Here is a 22811-nt window from a genome sequence, read left to right as displayed (position 1 = left end):
TAGGAATGAGTATGTCTTTAGAAATTCGCAAAATCGTTAGTTTTGAAGAAGAGACACTAGTTGAAGGTTTTAAAGAAGCGGATAAGTCTCTTCGAATGTTTGCCGTTGCCGCAGTCATTAAAAACCCATGGTCTGGAAGGTATGTTGAAGATTTAAAACCGATCGTTTTGGAGTACGGCCCACAACTTGGCAAGCTATTAACCGATAGAATTTGTGAGTTGGCTGGTGGCGCAGACAAGATAGAAGCCTTTGGTAAGGCCGCTCTTGTTGGTTTAAATGGTGAGATAGAGCATGCTTCTGCTCTGATTCATACCTTGCACTTTGGGAATTTCTATAGGGAAGCGGTAGAAGCGAAATCCTTCCTATCTTTTACTAATACTCGCGGTCCAGCAAATGCGCCTATCTCTGTTCCAATGATGGACAAAAACGATGGCGGCAAGCGATCTCACTATTTAACACTCCAATTCAACATTAATGATGCCCCAAGTGCTGATGAAGTTGTAGTTGTGTTAGGTGGCGCAACAGGCGGTAGACCACATCATCGTATTGGGGATCGTTACCAGGAGCTGAAGGAGCTAGGGCATGATATTGAAAACCCTGCAGCGGTTTAAATCTCCGTCAGGTCTGTCCTATGTAAAATTAGGACAAGGCCCATCTCTTGTTCTTATTCATGGTGTAGGTCTTAGGCTAGAAGCTTGGGTTAATCAATTTGAAGCCTTGTCTAAAAACTATACCGTCTATGCTGTCGATATGCCTGGTCATGGAGAGAGTAGTCTGATGAAAGAATGTACTGATATCTCTAAATATACAGATGTAATTGCCCGCTGGATAAAAACAGAGTTGAAGTCCTCTGTTGTGATTGCGGGGCACTCTATGGGCTCGATGATTGCGCTTAATTTCGCTATTCGTTATTCAGAACTTTGTGCTGGAGTGATAGCGCTTAACTCCGTTTATCGCCGATCTATCGAGGCTAAAAAAGCAGTTTTGGCGAGAGTTCAGCAAATCAAGAATGATATTACTGCTCAAAATGTAACTGGCCCGGTAGCTCGTTGGTTTGATTACCCTGTGCAGGGTAATGATGTGATTTATGCGGATTTGTGTTGTCAGTGGTTGAGCCAAGCTCCATTAGATGGTTACCGACAAGCCTACGAGGTTTTTTGTTTAAATGATGGACCGGCAGAAAGTGATTTACATGCGCTTGATGTGCCGACGATGTTTATTACTAGTCGAAATGATCCAAACTCATTGCCTTCTATGTCGGAGAATATGGCTGGAATTAGTCCCCAAGGTCAGTCGTATATTGTTGAAAACGCAAAACATATGGCGCCATTGACTCATTCAAATGAAATAAACCCTATTATGATTGATTTTGCGTCTCGCTGTTTTAATCAATCAGAGGAGATGTCTTATGAGTAATTTTGACGTACGAGAACTACGTAATGCTTTTGGTTCGTTTATGACTGGAGTAACCGTTGTTACGGCAGTAAGTAAAACCGGAGAGAAAGTAGGCTTCACTGCTAACTCATTTACTTCTGTATCTATGGATCCACCTTTGTTGTTGGTTTGTCCTGCGATGCGTTTATCGAGTTATGACATTTTTGAATCTTGTGATCACTTCGCTGTTAGTGTTTTAGCTGAAGATCAGCAACATGCTTCAAATACCTTTGCTGGCTCTAAAGGCGATCGTTTTGCTGAAGTTGAGTGGCATGCAGATGAATTTGGAACACCTCTCATTGATGGGGCGGTAGCACATTTTTCTTGTTCTTCTTTTCAAAAAGTTGAGGCTGGAGATCATTTGTTGCTGATGGGGAAGGTGGAGCAATTCTCAAGCAATGAAAAGTTCGGACTCGGTTATGCAAAAGGCGGTTATTTTAGCTTAGGTATGGAGCATAAAGCTGAAGAAATCACACACGAGCAATATGCGCAAGTGGGGGCTTTGGTTGAATGCAATGAAAAGCTATTACTGAAAAAAACTGATAAAGGATTCAGTTTGCCTCAAGGCAAGATGCAGGCGGATATTTCATCTCTTCAAACTTTAAAGAATATGCTTGTTTCTTTAGGTATAGAGGCAGAAGTAGGGCAGGTGTTTTCTGTCTATGAAAAGTCTGTTTCTGGAAACTTTGTTGCCTTCTATCGTGCAGAGAGCATGACAGAGAAAGAGATTGAAGGTTATGAATATGTTGCGATAGATGAACTTTCTGGCGCTGTTTTTGCTTCATCGGACCTTTCGTCCATGGTCACGCGCTTCGTTCATGAAAAGCGTAATGGTGTTTTCCGTTTATATGTCGGTAATGAATTGGAAGGAGATGTACGATGAAATTTTCACTTTTTGCTCACATGGAGCGAGTAGACGAACAACAACGCCAGAAAGATCTTTATGATGAATTTATGTCACTTTGTAAAATGGCCGACGAAGGTGGTATGACAACCGTTTGGACGGGAGAACATCATGGGATGGACTTTACTATAGCGCCCAATCCATTTTTGAATTTAATTGATATCTCTCATCAGACTAAGAACATACGCTTGGGCACAGGTACCGTTGTTGCGCCATATTGGCACCCAATTAAGCTTGCGGGCGAAGCGGCCATGACAGACATAATAACCAAAGGTCGTCTTGAATTAGGCATTGCTCGCGGTGCTTATTCTTTCGAATATGAGCGTATGGTATCAGGTGGCATGGATGCTTGGGGTGCTGGTGAATGCTTACGAGAAATGGTGCCTGCCATTAAAGGGCTATGGAAGGGCGATCACATTCAAGAAAGCAAACATTATAACTTTCCTAAAACCACGTCATCACCAAAACCATTAACAGAAGGTGGACCTCCAATTTGGATTGCTGCGCGTGATATCAATAGCCATGAATTTGCTATTAGCCATGATTGCAATGTGCAAGTGACTCCTTTATGGCAAGGCTTAGAAGAAGTTGAAGGGTTAATTGAAAAATACAATGAAGCCTGCGCTAAGTTTGATCGTCGTACCAAAATAATGATTTTGCAGCATGCATACGTTGCGAAAGATGATGCAGATGCAGACAAAGCAGCGACTAAGCTACATGAATTCTATTGTTATTTTGGCGCATGGTTTAAGAATGAACGTCCAATTAATCAAGGTCTGATTCAATCTCTTACTCAAGAGGAAATTGACAATCACCCGTTCTATAAAAAAGAAACGATTAAAAATGATCTTATGATAGGCACGTCAAAACAGATTATTGAACGTCTTAAGCACTATGAAGCGCTTGGCTATGATGAGTTTGCATACTGGTCTGATTCCGGTATGAGTCGCGAAGAAAAAGAAACGTCCTTACGCCGCTTTATTGATGAAGTAATGCCCGCTTTTAATTAAGGAACAGGTCCATGTCTAATAATAAGTTACCGCATTATAAGTTGCTCATTGATGGTGTCTGGACTGATGGCGCCAGCGCCCGTTTAATGACAACCACGAATCCTGCGACAGGTGAAGCTTGGGCAACCTTTGCTATGGCTGAAGCCGAAGATGTTGATCGTGCCGTTAAAGCTGCACGCCATGCACTTTCTAAGAAAGAATGGGGCGGATTAAGTCCGACACAGCGTGGCGTTTTAATGCATAAATTGGCTGATCTGTTAGAGCAGCATTCGGAAGTGTTAGGTGAAATAGAAACCACAGACAGTGGTAAATTGGCAGCAGAAACTAAAAGCCAAGCCAAATACGTGGCAGGATATTACCGTTACTACGCTGGTTTAGCTGACAAAATAGAAGGGCATACTTTACCGATTGATAAGCCGGACATGCATGTCTTTACTAAGCCTGAACCGATTGGCGTTGTGGCTGCCGTTGTACCCTGGAATGCGCAAATGTTCCTCACCGCAACAAAACTGGCTCCTGCATTAGCGGCTGGTTGTACGGTGATAATCAAGGCATCTGAAATTGCTCCAATTGCTATTTTAGAATTTGCTAAGTTGATTGAAAAAGCAGGATTTCCGAGTGGTGTTGTCTCTGTTATTACCGGTGATGCTGAAGGTTGTGCGATTGCGTTGACTTCTCATCCAGATATTGATCGTCTTGCTTTTACGGGTGGTCCTGAAACAGCCAAACATGTGGTCAGAAATACAGCGAACAACTTTGCCGTGACTTCTTTAGAGTTGGGGGGGAAATCTCCAATCCTAGTTTTTGACGATGCCAATATCGAAAGTGCAGCGAACGGTATTATCGCGGGCAATTTTGGCGCTTCTGGTCAGTCATGTGTTGCCGGTTCTCGGGTCTATGTTCAGCGCGAGATTTACCCCAAAATTTTGGCTCGCTTGTTAGAAAAAACGGCTGCCATTGTGGTTGGAAATCCGTTGGATGCGACTAGTCACATAGGTCCTTTATGTACATTGGAACAATTGGAAGGCATTGAGCGAGCGTTAGAAAAAGCCAAAAATCAAGGCGGTCTAATTCTAGCTGGTGGAACGCGTTTAAAAGACTTAGGGTCTAATTATTACTTTGCCCCAACCATTGTTGAATGCCCAACTTACGATATTGAAACATTACATGTTGAACTGTTTGGCCCTGTTTTATCAATAGCATGCTTTGACATGGAAGAAGAGGCAATTGTGTTGGCGAATGACTCTGAGTTTGGTCTTGGATCAGGTGTCTTCACTGAAAATTTAGCACGCGCAATGCGTGTATCACAGCAAATTAAGTCAGGCATTTGCTGGGTTAATACGTATCGAGCGGTTTCGCCCATGGCGCCTTTTGGTGGTATTAACCAGTCGGGTTATGGACGAGAAGCGGGCATTCAAGCCATTCAAGATTACATTAGAGTTCGTACCACTTGGATCAGTACCTCAAGCGAGCCTATGGGGAACCCTTTTGTAATGCGATAAATACAGGTTATCCGTGCCTTTTAATTATCTAGAATCTGCACATTAGTAAGCGGATGGGGATGTTTTTACCTGATTCCAATTGCGGTGAGTCTGTGTACTTAAGCAAACTATTTCTAAATTACTGGTTTGTATAGATTTTTTAAAGAGAAGCGCTGTAACAGCCTAAACCAATAAAAATAAACTCAAATAATATATTTGAAGGCTTATGCTTAGGAGTTGTAATGAAACCAAGCAGTACAGAAAACAAAAAAAATCACCAGAAAATGTATAACATCATGTCCTACGGTTCCATTTTTATGGTTGGGGCATTCGTACTTTTTTCAATTTTAAATGTAGAGCTATCCAATAATATAGCAAACGGAATCAATGTTTGGATCCAAAGCAATCTGAGTTGGTATTACATCGCTGTTGTTTGCTTTGTACTATTTTTCTCTATCTGGGTTGCCTTGAGTCGCTATGGCAATATTCGCTTAGGTAAGGACGATGAAAAGCCGGAATTTGGCTTCATCGCTTGGTTCTCCATGCTATTCAGTTGTGCCATTGGTACAGGGTTATTATTCTGGAGTATCGCGGAACCCATTACCTACCTTCAAGGGAATCCATTTTTAGACATGGAGCATGTACAGCCTAATACAGTGGAAGCGGCGCAAATTGCACTGCGTATCACCATGTTCCATTGGGGGGTTCATGGTTGGGCTATCTACATCTTAGTTGGTCTTTGTTTAGCCTATTTTTGTTATCGAAGAGGTTTACCACTCACTGTCCGCTCAGGGTTATATCCATTACTAGGTGATAAAATTTATGGACCAATTGGACATGCCGTTGATTTTCTAGCCATCTTTAGCACACTTTTTGGAACGGCCACCACGTTAGGGCTAGGTGTGTCACAAATGAATGCAGGCTTGAATTACCTTTTTGATATAGAAATTTCATCAACGACGCAAATCATATTAATTGCCATTGTCTCTATTGTAGCTACTATTTCGGCCATTTCTGGGGTGGGGAAAGGTATTCGAATATTGAGTATTTGGAATATTCGCTTAAGTGTTTTACTTGTTGGTTTTTTTGTTTTGGCTGGTCCTACAGTATTTTTGCTAAAAATGACGGTTTCTAGTCTGGGTGATTATTTTACTCACTTTATTCCAATGGGCTTTTGGGTTGATACGGACCCTAGTCGCCAATGGCAGAGCTGGTGGACAATCTTCTATTGGGGCTGGTGGTTATCTTGGGGTCCATTGGTTGGGATGTTTATTGCTCGTATCTCCCGTGGACGCACCATACGTCAGTTTATGTTAACAGCTTTGATAATTCCTCCTCTAGGCGGTTTCGTTTGGATTATTGTCTTTGGCGGAACGGCATTAAATATTCAAATATTTGGTGATGGTAGTTTGGCAGGTATTGTAAATGAAAATATGACGTTGGCACTGTACAGCACTATTGAAGCGATTAACGTACCGTCTTTAACAAATCTTGTAGCGGGTCTTGCTACGTTTCTTATTGTTACTTGGTTTGTTACTTCTGCGGATTCTGGAACCTTGGTGATTTGTACGATTATTTCACTGGGTGATAAAAATCCACCTAGATTTTTACGTGTTATTTGGGGACTTGGACTAGGTGCTGTTTCCGCTATTTTGTTGATAGCAGGAGGGCTTGACTCACTTAAAACAGCTTCGATTGTCGCTGCGTTACCTTTCTCTGTGGTCTTATTATTTATGTGTTGGGCACTGGTGAAAGGGTTGCGTGATGAAGCAAATGGCATTTGTTATAACCAAGAGGATCTTGCCGGTAGTGAACCTCAAGCAAAAGATCAATCTAAATCAAACTCTACCTCTCCAAATGAAGTACTTACTTTAAACTGAGTAAATAGGCTGGAGAGAATTTTTCGATGGAGCACGTATGTTAGAGCAAAAGTTAAATGACCTTTCGTTACTTAAGCACGCAGGGTTTATAAATGGTCAATGGATTAATGATAAGAACGGGAAAACCTTTGAGGTGTTTAACCCTGCTGTCGGAGAGGTTATTGCGAATGTTGCGGATTTAGGGGCTAAAGAAACATTACATGCCATTGAAGCGGCGCAAGCTGCTTTTGAGAAATGGAAAGTGATGCCGGCAAAACAGCGTTCTTCTCTTTTACGTCGCTGGTTTGATCTTGTTATTGAGAATCAAGAGGATCTTGCCTTAATCATGACATTCGAGCAGGGAAAAGTTATCTCGGAGTCCCGTGGTGAAGTGGTTTATGGCGCCTCTTATATTGAGTGGTTTGCAGAAGAGGCAAAGCGTATTTATGGCGATGTTCTCCCTAATACGACTGCGGATAGACGTTCTTTAGTGATAAAGCAGCCAGTAGGTGTTGTCGGAGCGATTACACCTTGGAACTTTCCTAATGCCATGATTACTCGTAAGGTTGCTCCTGCTCTGGCTGCAGGTTGCACGATTGTTTTAAAACCTGCATCAGAAACACCGCTTTCTGCGTTAGCTCTAGCCCAATTAGCGGATCGTGCAGGTATTCCAGCTGGCGTTTTTAATGTGGTTGTCGGAACTGATGCTAAAGCCATTGGTGCAGAACTAACTTCGAATCCTACTGTGAAAAAAATCACATTCACTGGTTCTACCGTGGTTGGTAAATTGTTAATGGAGCAATCCGCTAAGACAGTTAAAAAAACGTCTATGGAGCTTGGTGGTAATGCGCCAGTCTTAATATTTGAAGACGCAGACTTGGATAAAGCCATTGAAGGTGCGTTGGTAGCGAAGTTCCGTAATGCTGGTCAAACCTGTATTTGTGCCAATCGTATTTTAGTTCAGGATTCTATTTACGAAGAGTTTATAAGTCGTTTCACTGCTCGTGTATCAGAGTTCGTATTAGGCGATGGCGTATCTTCTGAAAGTACAATGGGGCCTTTGATTACTAGAAAGGCGGTGGCTGGTGTCGTCTCTTTGGTGAATGACGCAATGAGTCAGGGGGCGAAAATTTGTATTGGTGGAAGTGTTGCCGATAATGGCGATTATTTCTTTCAGCCGACCGTGCTTAGGGATATGAATACTTCCATGCGCCTTGCTAAGGAAGAGGTATTTGGTCCGGTCGCTCCAGTATTTAAGTTCAGTACAGAAAAAGAAGCGGTTGCTATGGCGAATGATACTGAGTTTGGACTTGCTGCTTATATGTACACAAAAGACCATTCACGCATTTGGAGAGTTGGGGAGGCTCTAGAGTACGGAATGGTTGGTATTAATGAAACGGCTATCAGTTCTGAGATGATTCCATTTGGTGGCGTAAAGGAATCCGGCCAAGGGCGTGAAGGTTCGAAATATGGCCTAGAAGATTACTTAGAAATCAAATATTTATGTCTAGGTGATATCTAATTAATGTTGTTGCTTTAATAACATCTGAATAAGGTGGGCATTTCTGAATTTATTTTCAGAGATGCCCATTTTTTAGGGTGTTAACTGTGAAATGGCTTTTGCTGTATTGAGTAATTCCTCTTTCGCGGCTTCAAATTGTTCTTGGTTATTCATGACTTGGTCGGCACCAGATATGTTGATAGCCGCTATAGTTTTGCCTAAATAATTGGTTATTGGTACAGCAATGGCGGTTGCATTATCAGATCGGTTGCTTGAATAGCCTTGATCCCATTCTTTTTTCAAAAGCGCTTTTAATTCAGGGAATGATTGAGGATAAGGGCCTGGATAGGAGTCCAATTGCTGGGTTTGATACATGGCATTGAGCTCAATATCACTGAGTTGTTGCAGTAGCACTCGCCCCATTGCATTTGTATGGCAAGGCAAGCGTGACCCCAGCGGGATATTCACCGATAAGCGTTGAGAGGCTTGAGATCGATAAATATAAACTGTTTCTAATCCGTCGCGTATTCCTAGATGACATGAAATAGAGGTTCTGTCTCTTAGCTCGTTTAAATGAGGTGCTGCGATATCGACTAAATCTTTGCCAGCCAAAAAAGCAAAGCCACGAGAAACGACTTGAGGTCCAAGCTCGTAAGCATTCCGGGTGACTTTCTTTAGATAACCCATATCCAATAAGGTTTGAACTATACGATAAGTGGAGGATGCGCTCACTCCTAGGTTGTCAGCAAAATCTTGTGTGTTTAATACTCTTCTTTCTTTATCAAACATCTCAATTATTTGCAGTCCTCGAGATAACGCAGGAACGTGATATTCAGTGTTTTTTGTCATCTTTTATTCCATATATGATTGATTTTTTCGTATACGTACTAATTTTGTATTATTTTAAAAATTTTGGCTGTTTTACTTTCAAAAATAATTAAATTTAATATATTTGAATGTAACTGATTTTTAAAGCGTAAAAATAAAACTTTTTAATTTGTATATGAATAATTCTTTTATATTTGAGGTTTAGTGATATGTCTAAAGAGTTCGTTTTAAAGGCTTCCTGCGATGCTACAAGTGGCATTGTGGCAGCGGTGTCTTCTTATCTTGCAGAGCATGATTGCTATATTTCTGAAATGCATCAATTTGATGATGAAGAAAGCAGTCGCTTTTTTATGCGCGCCGAGTGTCGAATAGAAGGCAATGCTCAGACTATTGTGTCAATTCGAGAGGACTTTGATGCACAGGTTGCCCGTTTCAATATGGACTGGGAGATTTTAGATAAGAACCAACCTGTAAAAGTATTGCTGATGGTCAGTAAGTTTGATCACTGTCTTGATGACCTTTTATACCGTCACCGCAAAGGTGAGTTACCCATGGACATTACAGCGGTAGTGTCAAATCATAGAGATTTAAGGCCTATGGTTGAGCGGGAAGGCATTCGTTTTGTGCATTTACCAGTCAATAAAGAGAACAAAGCTGAACAAGAAGCGGCGTTATTGGACATCATTACTGAAACCAATACGGACTTAGTGGTTTTAGCTCGTTATATGCAGATTTTATCAGATGCACTTTGTAAAAAATTACATGGGCGCGCAATCAATATCCATCATTCCTTTTTACCTGGGTTTAAAGGTGCCAAGCCATATCATCAAGCTCATCAACGCGGGGTTAAACTCATTGGGGCTACAGCACACTATGTCACATCGGATCTGGATGAAGGGCCAATCATAGCGCAGTCCGTTCAACCTGTGGATCATACTTATTCTCCTGAACGGTTAGTCGCAATCGGTCGAGATACCGAGACAGTGGCATTGGCGACGGCGGTTCGAATGCATCTTGAGCATCGAGTGTTCATGTATGGCAATAAAACAGTGGTTTTTAAGTAGTCCGATGAGGGGAGAGCATCATGACAGTTATGATTGATGGCAAAGAGCTTGCCGATGAAATTGTCCAAAACGTGGCGAAAGAAGTGTCTGCTTTTAAACTTAAATACAAGGTGACGCCTGGATTAGCGGTTGTTTTAGTCGGTGAAGATCCTGCAAGTAGCGTGTATGTTCGCAATAAAATCAAACGCTCAGAGCAGGCGGGTCTTCAATCCATCGCGCATTATTTACCAGAAGAAACGACGCAACAGCAGTTGGATGAATTAATTGATCAGTTAAATCGAGACAACTCAGTGCATGGCATCTTGGTGCAGCTCCCTTTGCCTGCACATTTATCTGAAAGCCGAGTGATTGAAGCCATTTCACCTTCAAAAGACGTCGATGGTTTTCATCCGGAAAATGTGGGTAAGCTAGTGACGGGGCAACAAGTCCTTGTGCCATGTACGCCATTGGGTTGCATGATCATGCTGAAACGACATATTGATGGTTTATCGGGTAAGCATGCCGTAGTGATAGGTCGTTCTAATATTGTAGGAAAGCCAATTGCCAATTTGCTCCTGCAATCCCATTGTACTGTGACGATTGTGCACTCTCGTACACAAAATATTGAAGAGATCTGTCGTAGTGCGGACATTCTAGTCGCTGCTGTTGGTCAACCTCTTATTGTTAAAGAAAACTGGGTAAAGCCCGGCGCAGTCGTCATAGATGTTGGTATCAATCAAATCTCATCAGCAGGCAAAAGAAAATTAGTTGGGGATGTCGACTATAGTGCTGTATTTCCAAAAGTATCCGCAATAACACCTGTTCCTGGTGGCGTTGGCCCTATGACCATTGCTTGTCTTATGCAGAACACCTTAACCGCCGCTCAGCACCAACTCAACTAGGTGTTTAGTCGAATACGAATTTATATTTTCTAAGGAGCTGATAAATGCCTTTTTCACTACTTAAATACGGTTTAAAAAACGACTACCCATTTGAAAATGATGTTGATTTACCGTCCCCTACGGAACTTAAAAAACATTACGATGTTGTCATTATTGGTGGGGGCGGACACGGTGTCGCAACGGCTTATTACCTAGCCAAATACCACGGTATTACTAACGTCGCTATTTTAGAAAAAGGTTATCTTGGTGGTGGTAATACAGCACGGAATACAGCGGTGATTCGCTCTAATTATCTTACCTCTGAAGGGGTTAAGTTTTATAAAGAGTCCGTTGATATGTTTAAAGGGCTTTCGAATGAGTTTGACTTCAATATCATGTATTCCTCTCGTGGACAATTGACACTGGCGCACACAGATTCGACGGTTCGATCATTCCGTCAGCGTACAGAAGTGAATACACATTTTGGCGGTAAGACTGAGCTAATTGACCCTCAACAAATTAAAGAACTTGTGCCAACTTTGAATATGAATCCAGCTGATATGCCTATTTTGGCGGGCTTGTGGCACATTGATGGCGCGACGGCGCGTCACGACGCTGTTGCTTGGGGTTATGCAAAAGGGGCCACTCAACGTGGTGTTGAGCTTCATCAATTGACTGAAGTCACGGATGTTATTGTCGAAAATGGTAAGGCGACAGGGGTCAAAACCAACCGAGGTACCGTCACTTGCGGTTGTATTGTTCAGGCCGTGGCAGGTCATAGCTCAATTGTTGCGGCCATGGCGGGCATCAAAATGCCGATTACCACTTACCCTCTTCAAGCCATGGTGACTCAACCTGTCAAACCTTTTCTTGATCCATTGGTTAGCTCATCTGCATTGCATTGTTATGTACAGCAAACCGGACGAGGCGAAATTGTATTTGGTGGCGGATCTGATCCTTATCCACTTTATAACACACGCTCGACTCTTGATTTAAAAGAAAGCTTATTGGCAAGTGCGGTTGAAATGTTCCCTTTCATGACGAACCTGAAATTGATGCGCCAATGGGCCGGCATTACTGATATGACCTCTGATTACAGCCCTATCATGGGCTTAAGCCCTGTTGAGAATTATTACCTTGATGCCGGTTGGGGGACATGGGGATTCAAATCAACCCCTATTTGCGGGAAATCAATGGCTGAGCTAGTGGCAAGTGGCGGCAAAGTGCCAGAGTTAATTGCGCCATTTTCCATGGATCGTTTTGATGAGTTTCGTCAAGTGAATGAAATGGGCGCCACAGCAGCTAGTCACTAAGAGATTTCCTAGAATAGGAGGCAATATGAAAATTATGAACTGCCCGTTAAATGGGCCAAGAAATATAAGCGAATTTGTTTATGGTGGTGAAGTGAAAGCCATGCCTAACGCTTTAACCTGTTCGGATAAAGAGTGGGCTGAGTATGTTTTTTATTCTGAAAATACCATTCGAGTGGTGACAGAGTGGTGGTTTCACTCGCCTTCTGGCTATTGGTTTATTGCAGAACGCCATACTGCTAGTGATGAAATTCTTAAAACCTATGATCCATCTGAGCTGTTTAACAAACGAGTTGAGTTTGAAAGCGCACCGGAATCAGCTGAGGAGAAAACTGTATGAGCATAAATCGACTACCAGCCCCATTAGGCTTATACATTAAACGCGACAAAACGATCAACTTCATGTTTGAGGGGCAGCGTTACCAAGGCGTGGAAGGCGATACGATAGCCAGTGCCTTGATCGCCAATGATCAGTGGCTAATGTCGCGCTCATTTAAATACCATCGACCACGCGGTCCATTAACCATGGCGGGTCAAGATGCCAATACGTTAGTTCAGCTCAAAAGCGAGCCGAATGTATTAGCTGACAAACACTTTATTCGTGCTGATTTGGAGGTTGTTGGGCAAAACTATAACGGCTCTCTTGAAAATGATAAGGATGCAAAATTGTCCTATGCAGGACGGTTTATGCCAGTGGGATTTTATTACCGCGCATTTTATAAGCCAATTGGAATCTGGGATAAATGGGAACCCTTTATACGTAAAAAAGCAGGATTAGGCTTTGCCGATCTCACCTTTAAGCCTGTTTACCATGATAAAGCCTATTTATTTCATGATGTTGCCGTAATAGGTGCCGGTCCTGCTGGTCTCGCTGCAGCATTGAAAGCCGCTGATGCAGGCGCAAGTGTGTTATTGGTTGATGAAAATCCTATATTAGGGGGCGCTCTGACCTACCATCGTTTTGATGTAGAAGGAGTACGTGCTAACGAGTTAAGAACTCAGCTTACAGAGAGTGTTGTAAATCACTCAAACATCACGATATTGAATAACGCAACCTGTAATGGTTGGTTTACCGATAATTACTTGCCCATTATTCAGGGCAATCGCATGTATAAAGCGCGAGCCAAGCAATGCATCGTCGCGTCTGGAGCGTTTGAACAACATGTTGTCTTTCGTAATAACGATGTGCCAGGTGTGGTGATGTCGAGTGCAGCGATGCGACTTATGTCTCAATATGCGATTAAACCCGCAAACAAAGCAGTAGTGCTGACAGGCAATGATGATGGGTATCTATGTGCTCTTGAGTTAGTTAGGAATGGTGTGCAAGTCCCTGTCATTGTTGATATGCGTCCCAACGGAGCGGATGAGGCCTTACAAAAAGCCGTGGCAGAACAAGGCATAAAGATACGCTTAAATGCGACTGTTTATGAAGCCTTGCCTAGCTCTGATAAGAAGCGCTTATCTGCTGTTCAAGTGCATGACATCACAGGGAAAGGACAGGTTTCTGCTGGTGGCGTAACGATTCCTTGCGACTTGTTGTGTATGTCCGCAGGTTATATGCCGGTTTACCAATTGCTTTGTCAGGCTGGGGCGAAACTTAGCTATAACGATGACAGTGCGCGTTTTTCACTGACTAATTTGCCTAAAAATCTCTATGTGGCAGGGTCTGCAAATGGTGTTCATGAATTAGATGCCGTGATCCGTGATGGTGAGTTAGCGGCATACAAAAGCTTAACATCATTGGGGATCCCAAGTAGTGAGCCTGAAGTGGTGTCTTGTGTTAAGCAGACGAACTTTCCTTGGCCTATCTTTAAACACCCTAAAGGCAAAGATTTTGTCGACTTTGATGAAGATCTACAGGCTAAAGACATCGTCAATGCCACTCGCCTAGGTTATCGGGATGTGCAGTTAGTCAAACGATTTTCTACGGTTGGAATGGGGCCATCTCAAGGTCGTCACTCGGCATTACCGACGGCTCGATTGGTCGCAGAGGCAACGAACCGAACCGTGACTGAAACGGGTGTAACAACAGCCAGACCACCATTTGTTCCAGAAAAATTAGCCCATATTGCGGGTCGTATATTTAGCCCTCACAAATATACGCCAATGCATCAGCGTCATTTAGAACTGGGTGCTCATATGATCCCAGCTGGCATTTGGCGTCGCCCAGCGTATTACGGTGATCCTGTTAATCGCGACAAGTTGATTCAGCAAGAAGCAGAAATGGTTCGTAATGCGGTTGGTATGATTGATGTCAGTACCTTGGGTGGCCTAGAAGTTCGAGGTCCAGATGCGGCTGAATTTGTTAACCGTATTTATACTTTTGGATTTTTGAAACAGCCAATTGGCAAAACACGCTATGCCGTTTTAACGAATGAGCAGGGTGTGGTTGTGGATGATGGCGTTGCCTGTCGTATCGCTGAAGATCATTTCTACGTTACGGCAACCACCAGTGGAGTGGATGCTGTGTATCGTGAAATGACAAAATGGAACGCGCAATGGCGCTTAAAAGTCGATATTGCCAACGTCACATCCGCTTTTTCTGCCGTCAACGTGGCAGGTCCTCTTGCTAGAAAAGTGCTGAGTAAGGTCTGTTTTGATGTGGACTTTTCAAACGAGGCCTTTCCTTATCTAGCCTATAAAGAAGGCACGATAGACGGTGTGCCTGTGCGATTATTGAGAGTCGGGTTTGTCGGAGAATTAGGATATGAAATACACATGCCTAGCTTGTTTGGTGAGGGTATTTGGGATCGGTTAATGGATGCTGGGAAAGAGTTTGAAATGAAACCATTTGGTGTCGAAACTCAGCGATTACTGCGTTTGGAAAAAGGCCATATTATTGTAAGCCAAGATACAGATGGCATGTCGCATCCAGGTGAGCTTTCTTTAAATTGGGCGATTAATCGTAAGAAGCCGTTTTTTGTCGGCAGTCGATCTGTCGACATTGTTATGGCACGAAAACAGACTCGAAAATTGGTTGGTTTTAAATTAGATTCGCAGGCAACACGACCTAAAGAGGGTCATTTAGTCTTGGCCAATGCCAGCCAAGTAGATTGCGCCATTACGGGCAATATTACCTCTTCAGAATATTCCAGTACGATGGGGGCAAATATCGGCATGGCATTTGTTGGAATCGATCAGCAAGAAGTCGGTTCAACATTCCCTATTCGAGTTGATAAGGGTGAAGTCGTCATGGCAGAAGTCGTTAAACTCCCTTTTTATGATGCAAACAATGCTCGTCAGGAGGTGTTGTAATGGAATCTTTTAATTTAAGTTCAGTGCCTAGCTTACGCAAAAATATGCTTGATTTAACTCATTCTGGGTTATCTAACGCCAGTATTAAAAGTCAAGATTGCACCGTACATTCGAGAGTTGGCTTTAGGGGGATGGGCGTAGAGAACTTTTTGACGTCGCAAGGTTTGCCTATTCCTAGTGAGCCAAATCAATCGCTGCTTTTTGACGAGAGTCTTGTCGTATTGCGCTTAAGTAAATCCGAATTTTGGCTGGTAGATATTGAGAATACTCACCATGAATTAATTGAAACGCTAGAGCTTGGTGCAAAAGGCTTAGATGATGTGTACCGTTTATTTTGTCAACACAGTCATGCTTGCTTCTTATTTAAAGGTGAGCAAACGGCAACCATGTTTTCTAAAGTGTGCGGTGTTGATTTAAGGCGTAGTGTATTTCCAATCGGTAGCATTGCTCAAACGTCAGTTGCTCGGACCAATGCGATAGTGACCAGACAGGAAGGGAAGGGGAAGGAGTATTTTCTCTTACTTTCTGACTTGGCCAGCTCTCAATATTTATGGGAAGCCTTGGCAGATGCTGCGTCAGAGTTTGTCTGAATGGTTTATATCCTATTAAAAAAAGCGGATATTGCTTTTTTTAAGTAAATCACTTTACTGATCTATTTTGTTGTTAAAAGAAAGTAGCAGGGTAGCTGCTGCTTTCTTTTCTTCGTATAGGTACTTTTTTTTTATATTTGTATTATGTCGTATGAAATTTGTAGATTTTTGAGTTTGTGATGTTTTTTGCAAAAAAATCTAATACATTAAAAGATGATCATTTTTAGTGTTATGTCGTTGTTGTAAGAAATCGATAGTCCCAATGAGGATTTTCTTTTTAATATAAAATACAAAAAGGAATGTAATTATGAAAAATAAAATAGGTACATTATTAGTATCTGTAGGGTTAGGCTTAGGTTTAGCTTCTGGCAGTGTGATGGCTCAAGATCGTGTGTTTTTCGGGATTGCTACCGGCGGTACAGGAGGCACGTATTATCCTCTTGGGGGGATGCTTGCGCAGGTTATATCTAATAACTCCGATTTGGGAGATAAAAAAATATCTGCAACAGCAGAAACTGGTAACGCTTCTGTTGCAAACGCGACTTTGTTAGGACGTGGAGGCATTGAGTCTGCTTTTGTAGCGGCGGATGTGCTAGATGCAGCCTATAACGGTAAAAGTCAGTTTGATGGAAAAGCCATTAAAAATTTACGTGCGTTAGGCGCACTTTACCCAGAAACAGTTCAACTAGTATCACAACCTGATATTAAAAGCTTTTCTGATTTGAAAGGTAAGTCAGTTAGTTCAGGGTCACCAGGCTCAGGCCAATGGCAGTTACTGGGCGATCTGCTTGCCGCTTACGGTATGGAACGTAGTGATGTAAAAGAAGATTATTCTTCGTTCTCTCAATCTGCAGAGAAGATAAAAGACGGTAACTTAAGCGCGTCTTTAATCACGGCAGGTTCCCCAACTTCCTCTATTGTTGAGCTGTCTAATAGCCATGATGTGAATATCATTCCGTTATCTGGCGCTCCAATTGAAAAATTGCGTAAAAGTCAGCCATATTATGCAAAAGTAATTTTGCCAGCAGGTACTTATAAAGGAATCGATAAGGATATTGAGACTATTGCGGTTCGCGCTATTTGGGCTACACATTCGGAATTATCCGATGACGTAGCTTATGCAGTGACCAAAGCTTTGTATGAAAATACAGATACTTTGGCAAAAGTGCATGTTAAAGGTAAAGAAATTACCCTTAAAACCGCTTTGGAGTCTATCTCTATTCCTATACACCCAGGTGCTGAGCGTTATTATCGTGAAAAAGGCCTTATTAAATAAGATTTCTTTGCTTGGGGTGGGGGTCGCATCTTTTGCGACCTCTTTTCCTTCATTTGGGACTGCGTTAAGTATTAGCCAAACTAGAAGCGAGAAATTTTTAGAATGTATTGAATTGCGTGATGATAGCTTTGACTTAACGTTCATCCATTCCGTTTCTCTTACTCCTGTTATTGATAAATATGTTGTTATTTCTAAAGGAGGACAGCTGTCTATTCTTCAGACGGCCGAACATTTTTTAGCGCACGGACAAGGGTTACCATCGCTGGTGAATGAACCTGACGCTTATTCCTTTGAGTCTAAAAATGGTGAGTTTATTTTAAAGCTTAATCGAGCAATCCACGACCTTATTGTTCGAACGGATAGTAGGTTTCAGAATAGGCTTCATACAGCGGATGTTATGGTGAACCTTAATCAATGGTCTGATATTGGCCTTCATATTGTCCCAATAAAATCCTGTGAATCAGGCATGAAGACGGTGATAGAAAATGAATAAATCTCATGAAAAAACAAATGACAATGAAGCTATATTGAGTCAAGAAGAGCTCGATAACCTAGTTAAAAAATACGATAGTGAAAGTAATTTTCGTAATTCGAGAGGTTTTTTGAAGCTATTCATAACTGTGACATGTGTTGTATTAAGTTTGTTTCATGTTTATACATCAGGGTTTGGTTTATTGAATGAAATATCGCATAGAGCAACACATCTTACTTTTATCATGGGATTGTTATTTCTTGTTTTTCCGCGCAGGGAGCCAAAAAATAAGCCATTGAGTATGGTGTTGGGTTTTGCTTATGGTGTGTTTTATTTGTTTATCGGTAATCAACTTGCAACAGCCTTATCTGGACAAATAGATACTTGGCAGATGTATGGTATTTACTTATTTACTATCATTATTTCTGTGTCTGCTTTACCTCTTTCTTTTTTGAAAGGTAAAAGAGATAGTGTTGGCGTGCTAGATTGGCTATTGGCAATTATGGGCGCAAGTTTTTCTGGATATCTTGTCTTCTTTTTTCAAGACATTTTCGTAACAAATATTGGCTTCCCGCAACCACAAGAATACATCATGGGGGGGATGGCTATTTTATTGGTGCTGGAAGCCGCTAGACGTACAATGGGAGAGTCATTATCTATCATTGGCGTAGTATCTTTATTGTATGCCATTTTTGGTCAATCGCTACCTGGAATGATGGCGCATCGCGGGTATGATATTATCCGCTTGGTTGAGCACCTATATTTGGGGACCGAAGGTATTTATGGTATTGCCATCGGTGTTGTCGCTACCTATGTTTTTCATTTTGTTTTATTTGGTGTTCTTGCTCAAGCTTCGGGCCTCGGGAAATTATTTATCGACCTAGCCTCGGTGTTGTCCGGGCGTTATGTTGGCGGACCAGCTAAAGTATCTGTTGTTTCATCAGGATTCTTTGGCATGATATCAGGCTCTCCAGTGGCGAATACGGTTACCACAGGAGCTTTTACCATTCCAATGATGAAGAAATATGGGTTTAGCGGCAGATTCGCTGCAGCAACAGAGGCCGCTTCCTCTTGCGGAGGGCAGATTACTCCTCCAATTATGGGGGCTTCAGCGTTTGTAATGTCTGAAATGCTTGGTGTCCCCTATAATGAACTCATACTTGTTGCAATTATCCCTGCCGCATTTCATTACTTAGCAGCCTTGTGTATGGTTCATTTTGAAGCCAGGCGCTTAGGATTGAAAGGTATGCCAGCTGAAGATATTCCAAGGCTATCCAATGTCATTGCCCGTCATTGGCACCAAATGATTCCATTGATCGTAATGATTTCCATGCTATTAATGCAGTTTACTCCATTTTTAGCGGCATTCTGGGGCATTATATTGACGGTTGTTTGCTCATATATTCCATTATTTTTAAAACCATTGGGATTTACTAGACTCGATGCAGACAGTGTTTTAACTCCTAAAAAATTAGTGCAGGGTTTAGAGGAAGGTGCAAAACAATCCATTGCTATTACAGCTGCCTGTGCATGCGTTGGCTTTTTATTAGGTGTAACAACGCTTACGGGTCTAGGCTTTAAGTTTTCTGGCGCTATTGTTGGGCTAGCAACAGATTTAGGAATTTGGTTCTCAGCTTTAATACCTTTCGGTCTACTTGATCAATCTGGTGTGATATTGTTTTTTGCGCTGGTCTTAGTAGCCATTGCGTGTATTTTGATGGGGGCTGGTATACCTACTACGCCAACTTATATAATCCTTGCGTCCATTGTAGCTCCCGCCTTAGATGATTTTGGGGTTGCTATATTAGCCTCTCACTTTTTCATATTTTATTACGGCGTTTTGGCTGACGTTACTCCCCCAGTTGCATTAGCAGCTTATGCGGGCGCTGGGATTGCTGGCTCTGAACCAATGAGGACTGGTGTAACAGCATTTAGACTGTCTATGGGGAAAGCCTTAGTACCTTTCATGTTTATCTATGCTCCAAGCTTGCTTTTTCTTAACTTTGATGTGGTTGAATTTGCACTCGCTATGTTTAGTGGCATTTTGTGTATTGTTGCTTTGTCTGCGGCTTATATAGGTTTTTTTAATTCGGAATTAAGTACATTTCAGAAGCGAGTACTTACCATCGCAGGGTTAGTTTTGGTAGGTAACAATCCTTGGTTAATCGCTCTATCTTCGGTTATTGTGATAACCATACTTTCCCGTAACTATATTACCGGTAATCGTCAGCTTTCTTTAGGTTCTTAGGAACTCTATTTCTAATATTGATTAAACATATTTTAATATGGCTTATTAAACCTTCCAATCTTTGAAAGATTGGAAGGTGTTTACGATATGAAAATATTCAAGCGAATAATTGTTTTAAATGAAATGTCGTTATGAATGTAACGGCCTAACTTTTCAGTTTAAGTTTATCCTTTTTACTTCTAAAATTAGATGATCGGTTTAAATGAGATTCTATATGTTTTATTTTAAAACTACTTAGATAAGTTTTCTAAATAGTACTCGTCGAGTAGGTTTATATATTTAAGCAGAGAGTTCTTTTTACTATTAATTTAACAAGGATCCAATTGTAATGCAGAATTCTTATAGACAAGGATATTTTGCAAAGCGCGCTTTGTTACCTCAAGGTTGGGCGCATAATGTTCGTTTTACTATACAAAATGGCCTTATTTACGATATCGCTCCTGATAGTAAGGAGCAAAATCAAGATGTTCTTTTATCTGGTCCAGTTTTGCCAACACTTGCCAATTTACATTCTCATGCTTTTCAGAGGGTAATGGCTGGTGTTGCCGAAGTTAGCTTAAACCCCAGTGATAGTTTTTGGAGTTGGCGTGACTTAATGTATAAAGTTGTACAAAAGCTTACGCCAAATGATGTGCAAGTTATTGCTACACAGCTTTATATCGACATGCTAAAAGCAGGCTATTCACAGGTTGGGGAATTTCATTATTTGCATCATGGAGTTGGTGGGAATGCCTACCAACAGCCTGCAGAAATGGCTATGCAATTATTACAGGCTGCTGATCAATCAGGTATTGGAATTACTTTATTACCTGTACTGTACTCTCATTCAGGTTTTGGGGGGCAAATACCCAATGCTGGCCAGGTGCGTTTTATTCATTCTTGCGATTCCTATTTAGCGCTTCATCATGCCTGTGAAAAGGCCATATCAGGGGATAGGTCTAATGATGTTAGACACAAACTTGGCATTTGCTTTCATTCCTTGCGAGCCGTAACGAAAGAACAGATTGAGACTGTGTTAGAGAGCCTTAATAAATCTATGCCAATTCATATTCATATTGCTGAGCAACAAAAGGAAGTACAGGACTGTCTTAATTGGAGTGGGCTACGTCCAGTTCAATGGTTACATAATGAGATCGGTTTGGATGAGCGTTGGTGTTTAGTGCATGCAACACACCTTGATAACAGTGAGCTAAACGCAATTGCTAGCAGTAATTCGGTAGCGGGATTATGCCCTACTACTGAAGCTAATCTCGGTGATGGTATTTTTCCTGCGGTTGCGTATGAAAATGCAAAAGGCCGCTGGGGCATTGGTTCTGACAGTCATGTTAGCTTATCGGTTATCGAAGAGCTGCGTAGTTTAGAATACAGTCAACGCTTGCGTGATCAACAGCGTAATCGCTTGCATTGCGCAGCACAAAATCATATTGGCGATCATCTTTTTCAGCAGGCGTTGCTAGGCGGTAATCAAGCTTGCGATGTGTCATTAGGGTTAGCTTTAGGGAACCGTGCGGACTTTATGGTGCTTGATAGTAAGCATCCTTTTATTGATGCTAGTGAGAGTAAAGATCTACTTAATCGCTGGGTTTTTGCTTGCAATGAAAATCTAATAAAAGATGTTTTTGTTGCTGGGCAACAAGTTATTTGTGATTTTAAGCATGAGTATGAAGAGAGTAGTCAAAAGGCGTTTACGCAGGTTATCAAGAAAATTATGTACAAATAAGCAATAATCTTCCTAAATATATTTTAGCTCTTTTCTGATGCTAAAAGCTTATAGTTGTGCGTAAACCTTATTTTACTACGAATCAAAGCAGAAAAAATGTCCAAAAGTATGCTTTGATTCAAAGTAATTGAAGCCATGTATTTATAGATATTTTTGCCTTGAAAGTATGGGCTAATTTGAGATGCTTTGATTCGAAGGGTAGAGGTCATGGGCCAAAATGGGATCAAAATGGGCCAAAATCCCCTGATATTGAGTTTTATTGCCTTATATTGCTTTGATTCAAAGGATGTGTGTTTACTAAGGCATTGAATACGTTATATAAAGTAGTTCATTGCCATGTAAGGGAATATTCAGAGTAACCTTGACATGGTAGAGGTCAGCAGTTCGAATCTGCTTAGTCCTACCAAAATTTATACTTACTACTCAGTAAGTTACGAAAGCCGAACCTAGTGTTCGGCTTTTTTGTATCTGATTTTGGCCCATTTTTGTCCCACCTTTGGCCCATTTATGTCCCATGCGACTAAACACTGGTGAAATTAGTGACCTTTACTCTATTTTTCCAATGATGTGTTGAGCGAGAAACTGTAGTAATCTTTACAATTACTAAGCAGTTGTTTTTATTAGGGATGTATTTGTGGCGGAAAAAGTACTTTTTTCATGGGTTGGTGATACAGATTTAAGGGCTGCTATCTCTGATATGCCATTAGATGCACCTATATCGTCTACTTTGGCGAATTTTTCCTTTGATCGAGTTATTCTTCTTTGTTCATACCCAAAAGCTAGGAGCACTCCCTATATCGAGTGGTTGAGACGCCAAACGGTTGATGCAATAGAGAGTTATCAAGAAACATTAGTTTCTCCTGTTGATTTTGAATCAATATTTCATGCTGCTGATAAACACCTTCGGCGTCTTTCAAGGTAGTTGTCGCCTAAAATAATTAAGCAGCGTCTTTGTGTTGCTCTGGATTTAATTCCACATCACCTATTGGCTGCCAGTTT

General features: G+C 41.6%; 19 protein-coding genes. 18 read left to right on the top strand and 1 reads right to left on the bottom strand.

Annotated elements, in window-relative coordinates; translation table 11 throughout:
- Positions 1–11 precede the first annotated feature (11 nt).
- From DFP77_RS13315 to DFP77_RS13285, 7 genes are all read left to right on the top strand, one after another.
- Positions 12–611 (top strand): amino acid synthesis family protein, encoded by a 600-nt coding sequence (locus DFP77_RS13315; RefSeq protein ID WP_114412738.1) that lies wholly within the window; start codon positions 12–14, stop codon positions 609–611.
- Positions 583–1416 (top strand): alpha/beta fold hydrolase, encoded by an 834-nt coding sequence (locus tag DFP77_RS13310; RefSeq protein WP_114412737.1) that lies wholly within the window; start codon positions 583–585, stop codon positions 1414–1416. Before DFP77_RS13315 ends, DFP77_RS13310 begins: the two co-directional genes overlap by 29 nt.
- On the top strand, positions 1409–2317 hold the full coding sequence (locus DFP77_RS13305; RefSeq protein WP_114412736.1) for a flavin reductase family protein: 909 nt from the start codon (positions 1409–1411) through the stop codon (positions 2315–2317). Before DFP77_RS13310 ends, DFP77_RS13305 begins: the two co-directional genes overlap by 8 nt.
- On the top strand, positions 2314–3348 hold the full coding sequence (locus DFP77_RS13300) for an LLM class flavin-dependent oxidoreductase (protein ID WP_114412735.1): 1035 nt from the start codon (positions 2314–2316) through the stop codon (positions 3346–3348). Before DFP77_RS13305 ends, DFP77_RS13300 begins: the two co-directional genes overlap by 4 nt.
- An 11-nt stretch (positions 3349–3359) precedes the next feature.
- On the top strand, positions 3360–4850 hold the full coding sequence (locus DFP77_RS13295; RefSeq protein WP_114412734.1) for an aldehyde dehydrogenase: 1491 nt from the start codon (positions 3360–3362) through the stop codon (positions 4848–4850).
- Positions 4851–5071: 221 nt separating this feature from the next.
- Positions 5072–6709: a BCCT family transporter gene (locus DFP77_RS13290; protein WP_258861163.1), complete on the top strand. Its 1638-nt coding sequence runs from the start codon at positions 5072–5074 to the stop codon at positions 6707–6709.
- A gap of 37 nt (positions 6710–6746) precedes the next feature.
- Positions 6747–8210 carry an NAD-dependent succinate-semialdehyde dehydrogenase gene (locus tag DFP77_RS13285; protein WP_114412733.1) on the top strand — a complete coding sequence of 488 codons (1464 nt, stop codon included), beginning with the start codon at positions 6747–6749 and terminating at the stop codon, positions 8208–8210.
- Positions 8211–8282: 72 nt separating this feature from the next.
- Here DFP77_RS13285 and DFP77_RS13280 read toward each other — a convergent pair whose 3' ends face one another.
- Positions 8283–9038 (bottom strand): IclR family transcriptional regulator, encoded by a 756-nt coding sequence (locus DFP77_RS13280; protein ID WP_114412732.1) that lies wholly within the window; start codon positions 9036–9038, stop codon positions 8283–8285.
- A 188-nt stretch (positions 9039–9226) separates the two neighbouring features.
- Between DFP77_RS13280 and purU the strand changes: the two genes are divergently transcribed.
- The 11 genes from purU (at position 9227) to DFP77_RS13225 (ending at position 22734) form a co-directional block, all read left to right on the top strand.
- A complete protein-coding gene (gene purU / locus DFP77_RS13275) occupies positions 9227–10081 on the top strand; it encodes a formyltetrahydrofolate deformylase (RefSeq protein WP_114412731.1) in 855 nt (284 codons plus the stop codon).
- 20 nt (positions 10082–10101) lie between these two features.
- Complete coding sequence (gene folD, locus DFP77_RS13270) at positions 10102–10962, top strand: bifunctional methylenetetrahydrofolate dehydrogenase/methenyltetrahydrofolate cyclohydrolase FolD (RefSeq protein ID WP_114412730.1); 861 nt, start codon at positions 10102–10104, stop codon at positions 10960–10962.
- 44 nt (positions 10963–11006) lie between these two features.
- The gene (locus DFP77_RS13265) at positions 11007–12254 is read left to right on the top strand and encodes an FAD-dependent oxidoreductase (protein WP_114412729.1); all 1248 of its coding nucleotides are present in this window, start codon (positions 11007–11009) and stop codon (positions 12252–12254) included.
- A 25-nt stretch (positions 12255–12279) separates the two neighbouring features.
- Positions 12280–12591: a sarcosine oxidase subunit delta gene (locus tag DFP77_RS13260; protein ID WP_114412728.1), complete on the top strand. Its 312-nt coding sequence runs from the start codon at positions 12280–12282 to the stop codon at positions 12589–12591.
- The gene (locus tag DFP77_RS19965) at positions 12588–15506 is read left to right on the top strand and encodes an FAD-dependent oxidoreductase (protein ID WP_114412727.1); all 2919 of its coding nucleotides are present in this window, start codon (positions 12588–12590) and stop codon (positions 15504–15506) included. The genes DFP77_RS13260 and DFP77_RS19965 overlap by 4 nt, the downstream gene beginning before the upstream one ends.
- Positions 15506–16096, top strand: a complete 591-nt coding sequence (locus DFP77_RS13250; protein WP_114412726.1) for an aminomethyltransferase family protein — start codon at positions 15506–15508, stop codon at positions 16094–16096. The genes DFP77_RS19965 and DFP77_RS13250 overlap by 1 nt, the downstream gene beginning before the upstream one ends.
- 307 nt (positions 16097–16403) lie before the next feature.
- Positions 16404–17372, top strand: a complete 969-nt coding sequence (locus DFP77_RS13245) for a TAXI family TRAP transporter solute-binding subunit (protein WP_114412725.1) — start codon at positions 16404–16406, stop codon at positions 17370–17372.
- Positions 17350–17865, top strand: coding sequence for a DUF1850 domain-containing protein (locus DFP77_RS13240; RefSeq protein ID WP_181858559.1), 516 nt, complete (start codon positions 17350–17352; stop codon positions 17863–17865). The genes DFP77_RS13245 and DFP77_RS13240 overlap by 23 nt, the downstream gene beginning before the upstream one ends.
- On the top strand, positions 17858–20092 hold the full coding sequence (locus tag DFP77_RS13235; RefSeq protein ID WP_114412723.1) for a TRAP transporter permease: 2235 nt from the start codon (positions 17858–17860) through the stop codon (positions 20090–20092). The genes DFP77_RS13240 and DFP77_RS13235 overlap by 8 nt, the downstream gene beginning before the upstream one ends.
- Positions 20093–20420: 328 nt before the next feature.
- The gene (locus tag DFP77_RS13230) at positions 20421–21812 is read left to right on the top strand and encodes a formimidoylglutamate deiminase (protein ID WP_114412722.1); all 1392 of its coding nucleotides are present in this window, start codon (positions 20421–20423) and stop codon (positions 21810–21812) included.
- 634 nt (positions 21813–22446) lie between these two features.
- A complete protein-coding gene (locus tag DFP77_RS13225; RefSeq protein WP_181858558.1) occupies positions 22447–22734 on the top strand; it encodes a hypothetical protein in 288 nt (95 codons plus the stop codon).
- Positions 22735–22811 lie beyond the last annotated feature (77 nt).

Source organism: Marinomonas foliarum (genome assembly GCF_003337275.1).
Lineage (GTDB): Bacteria > Pseudomonadota > Gammaproteobacteria > Pseudomonadales > Marinomonadaceae > Marinomonas > Marinomonas foliarum.
This window is presented reverse-complemented; position numbering and strand designations above follow the sequence as displayed.